Source organism: Isoptericola luteus (genome assembly GCF_020297055.1).
Lineage (GTDB): Bacteria > Actinomycetota > Actinomycetes > Actinomycetales > Cellulomonadaceae > Isoptericola > Isoptericola luteus.
In genome coordinates, this window is the sequence record NZ_JAIXCQ010000013.1 from 1 (window position 1) to 12,989 (window position 12,989).

Genomic DNA, 12,989 nt, shown 5'->3' on the forward strand with positions numbered 1-12,989 from the left:
CCCTTAAGCGCCGATGGTACTGCCCTCGAGAGGGGGTGGGAGAGTAGGACGCCGCCGGACACCATTCACATGAAGGCCCACCCCACCCCGGGGTGGGCCTTCATGCATTTCCAGCCTTCATGCACCCAACGTCCGTGCGCCCACCTTGGCGCTCTCCCTTCAGGCGACCGTCCGAGGACGGCGGGCCGGATAGCCGGTGCTTGACATGTCCTGCCTCGCGCGCGAGGCTTCGACGCACGTACACGCGGTTCCGTGGCAAGGAAGCCTGAGCCTGAGGGTTGTCCGGCGACGGGGCCTGCGGCACGAAGCGCCATCGCCACTGGCCGTCATCAGAGGGTCGAGAGGACACCAGCACCATGGCGATGCCGAGCCCGAGCTACACGATCACGCTGCGCATCGAGGCGCCGGCCACACAGCGTGCCACGAGCGAGCTCGTGCACGAGGTGGCGGCCGCCGGCGGCTCGGTCATGGGTGTAGACATCGCACAGTCCCACGCCGACACCATCGTCGTCGACGTCACCTGCGACACCGTGGACGCGGAGCACGGCGAGCGGATCGTGGCGGCGCTCGACGTCCTCGACGGGGTCCGGGTGCTCAAGATGTCCGACTCGACGTTCCTCATGCACCTGGGCGGGAAGATCGAGGTCACTCCCAAGGTGCCGCTCAAGACCCGCCGCGACCTGTCGCGGGCGTACACGCCGGGCGTCGCGCGGGTGTGCCTGGCCATCGCGAAGCGCAAAGAGGATGCGCGGCGCCTCACGATCAAGCGGAACACGGTCGCCGTCGTCACCGACGGCACGGCGGTGCTCGGTCTCGGGAACATCGGCCCCGAGGCGGCGATGCCGGTGATGGAGGGCAAGGCCGCCCTGTTCAAGCAGTTCGCCGACGTCGACGCCTGGCCCATCGCCCTGGACACGACCGACACGGAGGAGATCATCCGGACGGTCAAGGCGATCGCGCCGGGCTTCGGGGGAGTCAACCTTGAGGACATCTCGGCGCCCCGGTGCTTCGAGATCGAGGCACGGCTGCGCGAGGAGCTCGACATCCCGGTCTTCCACGACGACCAGCACGGCACGGCGATCGTCGTGCTCGCCGCGCTCATCAACGCGCTCAAGGTCACGGGCAAGAAGATCGGGGACGTCCGGATCGCGGTCTCCGGAGTGGGGGCGGCGGGTTCGGCGATCATCCGGCTGCTGCTGGCGCAGGGGGCACGTGACATCATCGGCTTCGACCGCAACGGGGCGCTCACCACCGAGTCGGCGGGCCAGGACGTCAGCCGGCAGTGGATCGTGGAGAACACCAACCCGACGGGTTTCACCGGCACGCTGCGGGAAGGTCTCGTGGGGGCCGACGTGTTCGTCGGCGTGTCCGCGGGCAACATCCTCAAGGGTGCCGACGTGGCTCGGATGAACGACCAGGCCATCGTCTTCGCGCTCGCCAACCCCACGCCGGAGGTCGACCCGATCGCGGCGGGGGAGACGGCCGCCGTCGTCGCCACGGGCCGCAGCGACTACCCCAACCAGATCAACAACGTGCTCGCGTTCCCCGGCCTCTTCCGCGGGCTGCTCGATGCCGGCGCCGCGCAGATCACGGACGAGATGCTGCGCGTCGCGGCGGTCGCGATCTCCTCCGTGGTCAGCGACGAGGAGCTGAACCCGACGTTCATCATCCCGGGCGTCTTCGACCACCGGGTGGCCGAGGCGGTGGCCGACGCCGTGCGCACGGAGGGCCTCAAGCAGACCGAGGTCGAGGCCGTCCGCGCCCAGGACGCCGAGCAGCTCGCCCAGGACGTCGGCCGGGGGCTGTAGTCGGGCGCGACCTTCGACCGGCGGGGGCGCCGCGACGACTAGACTGACGGCCATGTCCACCATCTCCCGAGACGAGGTCGCGCGCGTCGCCGCACTGGCCCGCATCGACCTGCGCGAAGACGAGGTCGACAGGCTTGCCGGCGAGCTCGACGTCATCGTTGACTCCATCGCCCGTGTGAACGAGGTCGCGACCCCTGACGTGCCCGCGACGAGCCACCCGCTGCCCATGACGAACGTGTTCCGCGAGGACGTGCCTGTCCCGGCGCTGCCCGTCGCGGACGTTCTCGCCGCGGCGCCGGACGCCCAGGACGGCCGCTTCGCCGTGCCGCAGATCCTCGGGGAGGAGTGAGATGACCGACCTGACCCGACTCAGCGCCGCCCGCCTCGCCGAGACGCTCGCCGCCGGTGAGGCGTCGAGCGTGGAGGCCACCCGCGCGCACCTGGACCGCATCGCCGCCGTCGAGGGCGACGTGCACGCGTTCCTGCACGTGAGCTCCGAGGACGCCCTGGCGACCGCCGCCGACGTCGACGCGCGTCGTGCCGCCGGTGAGGAGCTGCACCCGCTGGCCGGGGTGCCGATCGCCGTCAAGGACGTCGTCGTCACCCAGGGCATGCCGTCCACCGCCGGGTCGAAGATCCTCGAGGGCTGGATCCCGCCGTACGACGCGACCCTCGTCGAGAAGATCCGGGCCGCGGGCCTGCCGATCCTCGGCAAGACGAACATGGACGAGTTCGCCATGGGCTCCTCCACCGAGCACTCGGCCTACGGAAACTCCCACAACCCGTGGGACCTGGAGCGCACCCCGGGCGGCTCCGGCGGTGGCTCCGCGGCCGCGGTGGCCGCGTTCGAGGCCCCGCTGGCGATCGGTACGGACACAGGCGGCTCGATCCGGCAGCCCGGGGCGGTCACCGGCACGGTCGGCGTCAAGCCCACCTACGGCGGGGTCTCCCGCTACGGGCTCATCGCGATGGCGTCCTCGCTCGACCAGGCCGGGCCGGTCACGCGCACGGTGCTGGACTCGGCACTGCTGCACGAGCTCATCGGCGGGCACGACCCGCGCGACTCGACGTCGATCCCCGAGCCGCTGCCGGCCCTGGTGGCGGCCGCCCGGCAGGGCGCGCTCGGCGACCTGTCCGGCCTTCGGGTCGGCGTGGTCACGCAGCTCCAGGGCGACGGGTACCAGCCCGGCGTCCTCGCCCGGTTCCAGGAGTCGCTCGAGCTGCTGACCACGGCGGGCGCCGAGGTCGTCGAGGTCTCCTGCCCCAGCTTCGAGTCGGCCTTGGCCGCGTACTACCTGATCATGCCCGCGGAGGCGTCCAGCAACCTCGCGAAGTTCGACGGCATGCGCTTCGGCCTGCGCGTCGAGCCCGAGGACGGCCCGATCACGGCGGAGCGCGTCATGGCGGCCACCCGCGGCGCCGGCTTCGGCGACGAGGTCAAGCGGCGCGTCATCCTCGGCACCTACGCGCTGAGCGCCGGCTACTACGACGCCTACTACGGCAGCGCGCAGAAGGTCCGCACGCTGATCCAGCGCGACTTCGCCGCGGCCTTCGGCCAGGCGGACGTGCTCGTGTCGCCCACCGCCCCCACCACGGCGTTCAGGCTGGGCGAGAAGCTCGACGACCCGCTGGCGATGTACCTCAACGACGTCGCGACCATCCCCGCCAACCTCGCGGGCGTGCCCGGCATCTCGGTGCCGAACGGGCTGTCCGACGACGGCCTGCCGGTCGGGTTCCAGATCCTCGCGCCCGCCAAGGCCGACGACCGCCTGTACCGGGTGGGCGCGGCCCTCGAGGCGGCGCTCGAGTCCACCTGGGGCGGCCCGCTGCTGGACCGCGCGCCCGAGCTCGGCTGACGGAAGAGACGGAGACCAACGCTGTGACCACGCAGTCGACCACCACCACTGCCAGCACCCCCCGGCTCGTCCCCTACGACGACGCCGTCCGCCGCTACGACCCGGTGCTCGGGATCGAGGTGCACGTCGAGCTCGGCACCCGCACCAAGATGTTCTGCGCCGCCGAGGTGTCCTTCGGCGCCGACCCGAACACGCAGACCACGCCGGTCTCGCTCGGGCTGCCGGGCGCGCTGCCCGTCGTCAACGGCACCGCGGTGGAGTATGCGATCCGCATCGGCCTGGCGCTGAACTGCCAGATCGCGGAGAGCTGCCGGTTCGCCCGGAAGAACTACTTCTACCCGGACGTGCCGAAGAACTTCCAGACGTCGCAGTACGACGAGCCGATCGCCTTCGACGGCTGGCTCGACGTCGAGCTCGAGGACGGCACGGTGCACCGCGTCGAGATCGAGCGCGCGCACATGGAGGAGGACGCCGGCAAGAACACGCACGTCGGCGGCTCCGCCGGGCGCATCCACGGCGCGGAGTACTCGCTGGTGGACTACAACCGGGCGGGCATCCCGCTCGTGGAGATCGTGACCAGGCCGATCGAGGGCGCGGGGGAGCGTGCGCCCGAGGTCGCCCGGGCCTACGTGCAGGCGCTGCGCGACATCTTCCGCGTGCTGGACGTCTCCGAGGCCCGCATGGAGCGGGGCAACGTGCGCGCCGACGTCAACCTGTCGCTGCGCCCGACGCCCGAGTCCCCGCTCGGCACCCGCACGGAGACGAAGAACGTCAACTCGTTCCGCTCCGTCGAGCGTGCGGTGCGGTACGAGGTCTCGCGACAGGCCGCGATCCTCGACGCCGGCCAGACCGTGATCCAGGAGACGCGGCACTTCCATGAGGAGGACGGCAGCACGTCGCCCGGCCGCGTGAAGTCGGACGCCGAGGACTACCGCTACTTCCCGGAGCCGGACCTGGTGCCGGTGGCGCCGAGCCGCGAGTGGGTCGAGGAGATCCGCGCGACGCTCCCGGAGCTGCCGCAGGCACGCCGCCGCCGGCTGCACGACGAGTGGGGCTTCGCCGACGCCGAGATGCGTGACGTCGTCAACGCGGGCGCGCTCGACCTCATCGAGTCCACGGTCGCGGCGGGGGCCACGGCCGCCGCGGCGCGCAAGTGGTGGATGGGCGAGCTGGCCCGCCGTGCCAAGCAGGACGAGGTCGAGCTCGCCGAGCTCGCGATCACCCCGGGGCAGATCGGCGAGCTCCAGCAGCTCGTCGACGCCGGTCGTATCAACGACAAGATCGCGCGCCAGGTGCTCGACGGCGTGCTCGCGGGCGAGGGCGACCCGGAGCAGGTCGTGGTCGCCCGGGGCCTGGAGATCGTGTCCGACGACGGCCCGTTGCTCGCGGCGATCGACGAGGCGCTGGCGGCCCAGCCCGACATCGTGGCCAAGGTCCGTGCCGGCAACCAGGGCCCGGTCGGCGCGATCATCGGTGCGGTGATGAAGACGACGCGTGGCCAGGCGGACGCCAAGCGCGTGCGCGAGCTCGTCCTGGAGAGGATCGGCGGGTGAGGTCGCCCGCCCTGCACGGCGAGCTGGTGCGGCTGCGTCCCCTGGAGGCGAAGGACGCGGACCGGCTGTGGGTGTCTCTCCGCGACCCCGACAGCGCCCGCATCACGGGCATGGGGACGAACGGTTCCTCGACCCGTGCCGAGGTGGCCGAGTGGGCCGCGACGGCGGCCGACCGGCCCGGTCGGTACGACTGGGCGATCACCTCCGCCGCCGTGCGGGACGGGGAGCTGGTGAGCGACGACCTGCTGGGCGAGATCTCGCTGGACCAGGTGAGCCGCGCGCTGGGCTCGGCGAGCCTGCGCCTGCGGATGCTGCCGGACTACCGGGGGCGCGGGTACGGGCGCGAGGCGATCGTCGAGGTGCTGCGTTTCGCGTTCGAGGCTTCCGAAGGCCCGCGCCTGCACAGGGTGGGCTTGTCGGTGCCGAGCCTCAACCCGCGCGCGCGGATGCTGTACGACTCGCTCGGCTTCCGCGAGGAGGGTCGGCTGCGTGACGCCCTGCGTGACGGCGACGGCTGGACGGACTCCGTCGTCATGAGCATCCTCGAGGACGAGTTCCGCGCGGGGGCGAGCGCCGGCTGAGGGCGGCGCCCCTGGTGCGGTCGCCGGTGCCGCACGGCGGTGCCACAGTTTGGGGATGAGCGAGCAGCCGGAAGGGCCTGCGACGCGGCCGGAGCACGACGACGACCGCGCCTTCTTCGGCCATCCCCGCGGACTGATGACGCTGGCGACCACGGAGCTGTGGGAGCGGTTCAGCTACTACGGGATGCGCGCCATCCTGCTGTACTACCTCACGGACACGGTGGCCGACGGCGGCCTCGGGATGGACCCGACCACCGGTGCGGCCTTCGTGTCCATCTACGGCACCTCGGTGTACCTGCTCTCGGTGGTGGGCGGCTGGCTCGCCGACCGGGTGATCGGGGCGCGGCGCTCCGTCCTCTACGGCGGGATCGTCATCGCCGCCGGGCACGTGGCGCTCACCGTGCCCGGCTACGGCTTCTCGATGCTGGGCATCGGGCTCGTGGCGTTCGGTACCGGGCTGCTCAAGCCGAACGTGTCGTCGATGGTGGGGGAGCTGTACGCCCGCAACGACGAGCGTCGCGACCCGGCGTTCTCGATCTTCTACATGGGGATCAACCTGGGCTCGTTTCTCTCGCCGCTGGTCGTCGGCGTGGTGGAGCAGACGTGGGGGTACCACGCCGGCTTCTCCGTGGCGGCGATCGGGATGGGCATCGCGCTGGTGTTCTTCGTGGGCGGGTACCGCCATCTCGGCGAGGCGGGGACGGACATCCCGAACCCGATCACCCCGGAGGACCGGCCCGCGGTGGTCCGGCTCGGGCTGATCGTCGTCGCTGCGATCGTGGTCGCGGCCGTGGTCGCCGCCGTGGTCGCGGGCGGCTGGGCGGTCGAGACCTTCATCGACGCCGTCTCCTACCTCGCCCTGGCGACGCCGATCGTGCTGCTCACGGTGATGTACCGCTCGAAGCGGGTGACCGCCGCCGAGCGCCCCCGCATCGTCGCGTACATCCCCCTGTTCGTCGGGGCCATGCTGTTCTGGATGATTTTCGAGCAGGCGGCGACGACGCTCGCGGCGTTCGCCGCGGACCGCACCGAGCTGGAGCTCTTCGGCATCGGCCTGTCGCCGGCGTTCTTCCAGTCGGTCAACCCGGCGTCGATCATCATCCTGGCCCCGGTGTTCGCCTGGATCTGGACCAGGACGGGCGACCGCCCGCCGACGGCGTACAAGTTCGTCATGGGCCTGACCCTGGCCGCGCTCTCGTTCCTCTTCCTGTCGGCGATGTCCGCCGTCTTCGAGGGTGAGCTCGCCCCGCCGTGGGTGCTCATCGGCGTCTTCGTGATCCAGACGCTCGGTGAGCTGTGCCTGTCGCCGGTGGGCATCGCCGCGACGACGTTGCTGGCGCCGCGAGCGTTCCGGGGGCAGGCGATGGCCCTGTGGTTCTTGTCGTCGGCGGCCGGGCAGGCGATCACGGCGCAGACCATCGAGGCGACCGAGGGGGTGTCCGACACCCGGTACTTCGGTGGGATCGGCGTGGTCGCGCTCGTCTTCGCGGGGCTCCTGCTCCTGCTCGCGCCGTGGGTGACCCGGCACATCCGGCACGCCGACGAGCTCGAGGGCACCCACAGCGCCGGCGCGTGAGCGCCGGCGCTCCGGGCGCCCCCGGCTCGGAATCGGCGCGGGGCGCGGTGCGGGCTCGGCGGGCCGTGGAGTCCTCAGCGCAGCCAGGTGGCGGTGCCGGGCAGGCGCGAGGACGCCCAGGCGCGTCCGAGCCCCCACGTGTCGCCGGCCCGGGTGAGCGCGAGCGCGGCGAGCAGCGCGACGTAGACCACGTGCTGGTCGACGACGGGGTTCTGCGAGCCCGCCGCGAACGGCCACACCGAGAGCCACAGGGTCGTCATGAGCAGCCCGCCGGCGACGGCGGCGACCCGCAGGCCGATGCCGAGCAGCAGGGCGACCCCGGTGCCGAGCATCCCCAGCATGAAGAGCCAGTCGGTCGCCGGGCTCGCGAGGGAGCCGAACGTGTCCGCGAGCGGGCTCTCGATCGACCCGAGGTAGCCGGTGGTGGGCGAGGCGCCGGAGACCCAGGCCTTCGCGGCGGGCGTCGCGTAGCCCAGGCCGAAGGACTTGTCGGCCACGGGCCAGAGGAAGACCGCTGCGAGGAGCAGGCGACACAGGGCCAGGGCGCGTCGCGCGCCGAGCCGGGTCACGACGGGCGCGACGTGGTCCGTGGAGGGTGGGCTGTCGAGGGTGGTCGTGCCGATCGTGCTGCCTGCGGCGGTCGCGGTCATGAGGTTGCTCCCTGATCGTGGTGCGCTGCGTGGTGCTGTGGTCGGTGACTCCGCGCCGTGCGGACCCGGCACAACATGCGCAGCGTTGCCCGGGGAGCGCAAGTGTCCCGAGACGTCCGGATCGTTTCAGTACGAAAACGGCTCACTGGGCGGACGAATGCCCGCGATCTGGGACGGCGGGCGTAACGTTCCCCTGCGTCGTCGTCCGCGACGTCGCACCGCCGTACTCGTCGAAGGAGCAGACATGAGCCGCCCCCTGCGCTCTCGGACGTCCACCCACGGCCGGAACATGTCCGGCGCCCGTGCGCTCTGGCGCGCGACCGGCATGGGCTCGGAGGACTTCGGCAAGCCGATCGTCGCGATCGCGAACTCGTACACGCAGTTCGTCCCGGGCCACGTCCACCTCAAGGACATGGGCGACCTGGTGGCCTCGGCGATCCGCGAGGCGGGCGGCGTCTCCAAGGAGTTCAACACGATCGCCGTCGACGACGGCATCGCGATGGGCCACGCCGGCATGCTCTACTCGCTGCCCAGCCGCGACCTCATCGCCGACTCGGTCGAGTACATGGTGAACGCGCACTGTGCGGACGCGCTGGTGTGCATCTCCAACTGCGACAAGATCACGCCGGGCATGCTCAACGCCGCGCTGCGGCTCAACATCCCGGTGATCTTCGTGTCCGGCGGGCCGATGGAGGCGGGCAAGGCCGTCGTCGCGGACGGCGTCGCCAAGACCCCGCTGAACCTCGTCAACGCGATCAACTACGCGGCCGACGACGACGTCTCCGACGAGGCCCTCGCCGCGGTCGAGGAGAACGCGTGCCCCACGTGCGGCTCGTGCTCCGGGATGTTCACCGCGAACTCGATGAACTGCCTCACGGAGGCGCTCGGACTCTCGCTGCCCGGCAACGGGTCCACGCTCGCCACGCACGCGGCGCGCAAGGAGCTGTTCCTCGACGCCGGGCGAACCATCGTCGACCTGGCCCGGCGCTACTACGAGGACGAGGACGACTCGGCCGCGCCGCGCTCGATCGCCACCAAGGCGGCGTTCGCCAACGCGATGACGCTCGACGTCGCGATGGGCGGGTCCACGAACACTGTGCTGCACATCCTCGCCGCGGCGCAGGAGGGCGAGGTCGACTTCGACCTGACCGACATCGAGACGATCAGCCGCCAGGTGCCGTGCCTGAGCAAGGTGGCCCCGAACCACCCGCGGTTCCACATGGAGGACGTGCACCGCGCCGGCGGCATCCCTGCCCTGCTGGGCGAGCTGGACCGCGCCGGCCTGCTCGACCACGACGTCACGTCCGTGCACACCCCGACCCTGCGGGCCTGGCTCGACGACTGGGACGTGCGTGGCGGCAAGGCCACCGAGCGCGCGGTCGAGCTGTTCCACGCCGCGCCGGGTGGTGTGCGCACCACGCAGGCGTTCTCCACGTCGAACGTGTGGGAGAGCCTCGACACGGACGCCGCCGAGGGGTGCATCCGCGACCTCGAGCACGCCTACACCGTCGAGGGCGGGCTCGCCGTCCTGCGCGGCAACCTCGCTGCCGACGGCGCCGTCTTCAAGACGGCGGGTGTGGACCCGGACGTCTTCCACTTCGTGGGCAGGGCGCTCGTGTGCGAGTCCCAGGACGAGGCCGTCGAGAAGATCCTCACCAAGCAGGTCGAGCCGGGCCACGTCGTGGTCGTGCGCTACGAGGGGCCCGCGGGCGGGCCGGGCATGCAGGAGATGCTCTACCCGACGTCGTTCATCAAGGGCCGCGGCCTGGGCAAGGTGTGCGCGCTCATCACCGACGGCCGGTTCTCCGGCGGGTCGAGCGGCATCTCGGTGGGGCATGTGTCGCCCGAGGCGGCCGCCGGCGGCACCATCGGCCTGGTGGAGGACGGCGACGAGATCGAGATCGACGTCGAGGACCGTCTCATCCGCCTCAACGTGCCGGACGAGGTCCTCGCGGAGCGGCGCGCCAAGATGGAGTCCCGGGAGAACCCGTGGCAGCCCGTCGACCGCGACCGCTACGTCTCCCCGGCGCTGCGGGCGTACGCCGCGATGGCGACGTCTGCCGACCGCGGCGCCGTGCGCGACGTCTCCCTCATCACCCGCCGCTGAGGGGACCCCGTCCGGCGTCCGGCCACGGGCCGGGCGGGCCCCGTCAACACTCCTCCTCGCTCTGCTCGTTGATCACCCACCGGCCGCCTTCCGGCTCCATGACCACGGAGCCACAGGTACCGGTCGCGTAGACGATGGACAGCTCGGCAAGGTCCGGTCCCTCCTCGCGGACCTCGACGCGCACCTCGGCGGACTGGTCGAAGGCGGCGTAGAGCTCGGCGGTGGCCGTGGTCATCGACGCGCAGTCCGTGATGCCGGGCCAGCCGTCGGCGATCATCTCCGCAACCATCCGGTCGACGAGCGCCGGGGTCAGGTAGCCGCACGCCGTGTCGACGTCGGGCTCGCGGCTCGCGGCGAGCCAGGCGCGGAACGAGCCCTCCGGGGTGCTGACGTCGCCCTCCGCGCCGGCCGGATCCGTGCGCGGCGCGGTCTCGGTCGGCTCCGCGGTCCCCGCCGACTCGGTCGGCTCGGCCGCGGCGTCCGGGGAGTCCGTCGCGGCGGCCGGGGAGCCGGCGACCGGTGCGGGCGGGTCGGCGGCGGAGCAGGCGCCCGTGAGGGCGAGGGTACCGGCGGCGAGCAGGCCGGTCAGGCGGGTGCGGGGGTTCACGGCGCACATCCTGCCGTACCGCACATGGTTCCGCCGCGCCCTGGGCGGCGGTGGTTCCTACAGTGGGGGTCATGAGCGACGACGCCGGCATCGACCTCAAGCCCCGCTCCCGCCAGGTCACGGACGGGCTGGAGGCCACGGCCTCGCGCGGCATGCTGCGCGCCGTCGGCATGACCGACGGCGACTGGGACAAGCCGCAGATCGGCGTCGCGAGCTCCTGGAACGAGATCACACCGTGCAACCTGTCCCTCGACCGGCTGGCGAAGGCCGTCAAGGAAGGCGTGCACGCGGGCGGGGGCTACCCGCTGGAGTTCGGCACCATCTCCGTCTCGGACGGCATCTCCATGGGGCACGAGGGGATGCACTTCTCGCTCGTGTCGCGCGACGTCATCGCCGACTCCGTGGAGACGGTGATGCAGGCCGAGCGGCTGGACGGCTCCGTGCTGCTCGCGGGCTGCGACAAGTCGCTGCCCGGCATGCTGATGGCCGCGGCGCGGCTCGACCTCGCAAGCGTGTTCCTCTACGCCGGCTCGATCATGCCCGGCTGGGTGAAGCTCTCCGACGGTACGGAGAAGGACGTCACCCTCATCGACGCCTTCGAGGCCGTCGGCGCGTGCGCGCGCGGGCTCATGAGCCGCGAGGACGTGGACCGGATCGAGCGCGCCATCTGCCCCGGCGAGGGCGCGTGCGGCGGCATGTACACGGCGAACACCATGGCGTCGGTCGCGGAGGCGATGGGCATGTCGTTGCCGGGCTCCGCGGCGCCGCCGTCGGCGGACCGTCGCCGCGACGGCTTCGCCCACGCGTCGGGGGAGGCGGTGGTGGGGCTGCTGCGGCGCGGCATCACCGCCCGGCAGATCATGACGAAGGAGGCGTTCGAGAACGCCATCGCGGTCGTGATGGCCTTCGGAGGGTCCACGAACGCCGTGCTGCACCTGCTCGCGATCGCGCACGAGGCGGAGGTGGAGCTCACCCTCGACGACTTCTCCCGCGTCGCCGACCGCGTGCCGCACCTGGGCGACCTCAAGCCGTTCGGCCGCTACGTGATGAACGACGTCGACCGGATCGGCGGCGTGCCGGTGGTGATGAAGGCGCTGCTCGACGCCGGGCTGCTGCACGGCGACTGCCTGACCGTCACGGGACGGACCGTCGCGGAGAACCTCGCCGAGATCGACCCCCCGGACCCGGACGGGAAGATCCTGCGCGCCCTCGACCGGCCCATCCACCCGACCGGCGGCATCACGATCCTGCACGGCTCGCTCGCCCCCGAAGGGGCGGTGGTGAAGTCGGCCGGCTTCGACTCCGACGTCTTCGAGGGCACCGCCCGCGTCTTCGAGCGGGAGCGTGGTGCGCTCGACGCGCTGGAGGACGGCACCATCGTCGCGGGCGACGTCGTCGTCATCCGCTACGAGGGCCCCAAGGGCGGGCCGGGCATGCGGGAGATGCTGGCGATCACCGGCGCGATCAAGGGAGCGGGGTTGGGCAAGGACGTGCTGCTGGTCACCGACGGACGGTTCTCCGGAGGCACCACGGGGCTGTGCGTGGGCCACATCGCGCCGGAGGCCGTGGATGCCGGACCGATCGCGTTCGTGCGTGACGGCGACCGCATCCGCCTCGACGTGGCGAGCAAGACCCTCGACCTGCTCGTGGACGACGCCGAGCTGGCGGCACGCCGGGACGGCTGGGCCCCGCTGTCGCACGGGTACACGCGCGGGGTCCTGGCGAAGTACACGAAGCTGGTGCAGTCGGCCTCCCGCGGCGCGGTCCTGGGATGAGGCCCCGCATGGTCGTCGGCGGGTCGGGCACGCGAGCGGTCCGCTCCCGGGCGATGCTGGGCCCATGAGCGACACGATCAGCCCCGACCAGTTCTCCGCCTCCGAGGGGGTCGCCGACTGGCAGGCCGAGGAGGGGTCCGCGGCCGCCGAGTTCCGCACCGGCTCGTTCGCGGCGGGCGTGCGGTTCGTCGACGCGATCGGGGAGATCGCGGACGGGGTCGACCACCACCCGGACGTGGACCTGCGCTACGCGACCGTGACCGTCCGTACGTCGTCGCACGACGTCGACGGGCTGTCGGAGCGTGACGTCGACCTGGCGCGGCGGATCAGCGACGCCGCCCGCGAGCTGGAGATCCCGGCCGCGCCGTCGCGCTGACCGCGTCCGCCGAGGCGTCCCGCACGGCGCCGACGACGGTACCGAACGCGGCTCGAAGCGATGACCGGGCGCCGCGTCGTCCGGCGGGCGTGGCGTCCGC

General features: G+C 72.1%; 11 protein-coding genes. 9 read left to right on the forward strand and 2 right to left on the reverse strand.

Annotation, left to right across the window (positions count from 1 at the left end; genetic code table 11):
- Positions 1-356 precede the first annotated feature (356 nt).
- The 6 genes from LEP48_RS15650 to LEP48_RS15675 are packed head-to-tail and all read left to right on the forward strand — an operon-like array spanning position 357 to position 7,374.
- A complete protein-coding gene (locus LEP48_RS15650) occupies positions 357-1,808 on the forward strand; it encodes an NAD-dependent malic enzyme (RefSeq protein WP_225566512.1) in 1,452 nt (483 codons plus the stop codon).
- Between the two features lie 52 nt (positions 1,809-1,860).
- Positions 1,861-2,157 (forward strand): Asp-tRNA(Asn)/Glu-tRNA(Gln) amidotransferase subunit GatC, encoded by a 297-nt coding sequence (gatC, locus tag LEP48_RS15655; protein ID WP_225566513.1) that lies wholly within the window; start codon positions 1,861-1,863, stop codon positions 2,155-2,157.
- Between the two features lies 1 nt (position 2,158).
- On the forward strand, positions 2,159-3,664 hold the full coding sequence (gene gatA / locus LEP48_RS15660; RefSeq protein ID WP_225566514.1) for an Asp-tRNA(Asn)/Glu-tRNA(Gln) amidotransferase subunit GatA: 1,506 nt from the start codon (positions 2,159-2,161) through the stop codon (positions 3,662-3,664).
- Positions 3,665-3,687: 23 nt separating this feature from the next.
- Entirely contained in the window at positions 3,688-5,217 is a 1,530-nt protein-coding gene (gatB, locus tag LEP48_RS15665; protein ID WP_225566515.1) for an Asp-tRNA(Asn)/Glu-tRNA(Gln) amidotransferase subunit GatB, read from the forward strand.
- Positions 5,214-5,798 (forward strand): GNAT family N-acetyltransferase, encoded by a 585-nt coding sequence (locus LEP48_RS15670; protein ID WP_225566516.1) that lies wholly within the window; start codon positions 5,214-5,216, stop codon positions 5,796-5,798. Before gatB ends, LEP48_RS15670 begins: the two co-directional genes overlap by 4 nt.
- A gap of 55 nt (positions 5,799-5,853) precedes the next feature.
- A complete protein-coding gene (locus tag LEP48_RS15675; RefSeq protein ID WP_225566517.1) occupies positions 5,854-7,374 on the forward strand; it encodes a peptide MFS transporter in 1,521 nt (506 codons plus the stop codon).
- Positions 7,375-7,448: 74 nt separating this feature from the next.
- Here the strand turns inward: LEP48_RS15675 and LEP48_RS15680 are convergent, their stop codons facing one another.
- Positions 7,449-8,024, reverse strand: a complete 576-nt coding sequence (locus LEP48_RS15680; RefSeq protein ID WP_225566518.1) for a DoxX family protein — start codon at positions 8,022-8,024, stop codon at positions 7,449-7,451.
- Positions 8,025-8,268: 244 nt separating this feature from the next.
- On the opposite strand from LEP48_RS15680, the gene ilvD (LEP48_RS15685) reads away from it, so the two are divergent.
- Complete coding sequence (gene ilvD, locus LEP48_RS15685) at positions 8,269-10,131, forward strand: dihydroxy-acid dehydratase (protein WP_225566519.1); 1,863 nt, start codon at positions 8,269-8,271, stop codon at positions 10,129-10,131.
- A gap of 43 nt (positions 10,132-10,174) precedes the next feature.
- On the opposite strand, the gene LEP48_RS15690 is transcribed toward ilvD (LEP48_RS15685), so the two are convergent.
- Entirely contained in the window at positions 10,175-10,738 is a 564-nt protein-coding gene (locus LEP48_RS15690; protein WP_225566520.1) for a hypothetical protein, read from the reverse strand.
- 71 nt (positions 10,739-10,809) lie between these two features.
- Here LEP48_RS15690 and ilvD (LEP48_RS15695) point away from each other — a divergent pair, with 71 nt between their 5' ends.
- Positions 10,810-12,513, forward strand: a complete 1,704-nt coding sequence (gene ilvD / locus LEP48_RS15695) for a dihydroxy-acid dehydratase (protein WP_225566521.1) — start codon at positions 10,810-10,812, stop codon at positions 12,511-12,513.
- 64 nt (positions 12,514-12,577) lie between these two features.
- Positions 12,578-12,889, forward strand: a complete 312-nt coding sequence (locus LEP48_RS15700; RefSeq protein ID WP_225566522.1) for a 4a-hydroxytetrahydrobiopterin dehydratase — start codon at positions 12,578-12,580, stop codon at positions 12,887-12,889.
- Positions 12,890-12,989 lie beyond the last annotated feature (100 nt).

What these genes read in the sequence shown, in the direction of transcription:
- ilvD (WP_225566519.1), top strand. Translation starts at nt 8,269, where the DNA reads ATGAGCCGCCCCCTGCGCTCTCGGACGTCCACCCACGGCCGGAACATG.
- LEP48_RS15700 (WP_225566522.1), top strand. Translation starts at nt 12,578, where the DNA reads ATGAGCGACACGATCAGCCCCGACCAGTTCTCCGCCTCCGAGGGGGTC.
- ilvD (WP_225566521.1), top strand. Translation starts at nt 10,810, where the DNA reads ATGAGCGACGACGCCGGCATCGACCTCAAGCCCCGCTCCCGCCAGGTC.
- gatA (WP_225566514.1), top strand. Translation starts at nt 2,159, where the DNA reads ATGACCGACCTGACCCGACTCAGCGCCGCCCGCCTCGCCGAGACGCTC.
- LEP48_RS15650 (WP_225566512.1), top strand. Translation starts at nt 357, where the DNA reads ATGGCGATGCCGAGCCCGAGCTACACGATCACGCTGCGCATCGAGGCG.
- LEP48_RS15680 (WP_225566518.1), bottom strand. Translation starts at nt 8,024, where the DNA reads ATGACCGCGACCGCCGCAGGCAGCACGATCGGCACGACCACCCTCGAC.
- LEP48_RS15675 (WP_225566517.1), top strand. Translation starts at nt 5,854, where the DNA reads ATGAGCGAGCAGCCGGAAGGGCCTGCGACGCGGCCGGAGCACGACGAC.
- gatC (WP_225566513.1), top strand. Translation starts at nt 1,861, where the DNA reads ATGTCCACCATCTCCCGAGACGAGGTCGCGCGCGTCGCCGCACTGGCC.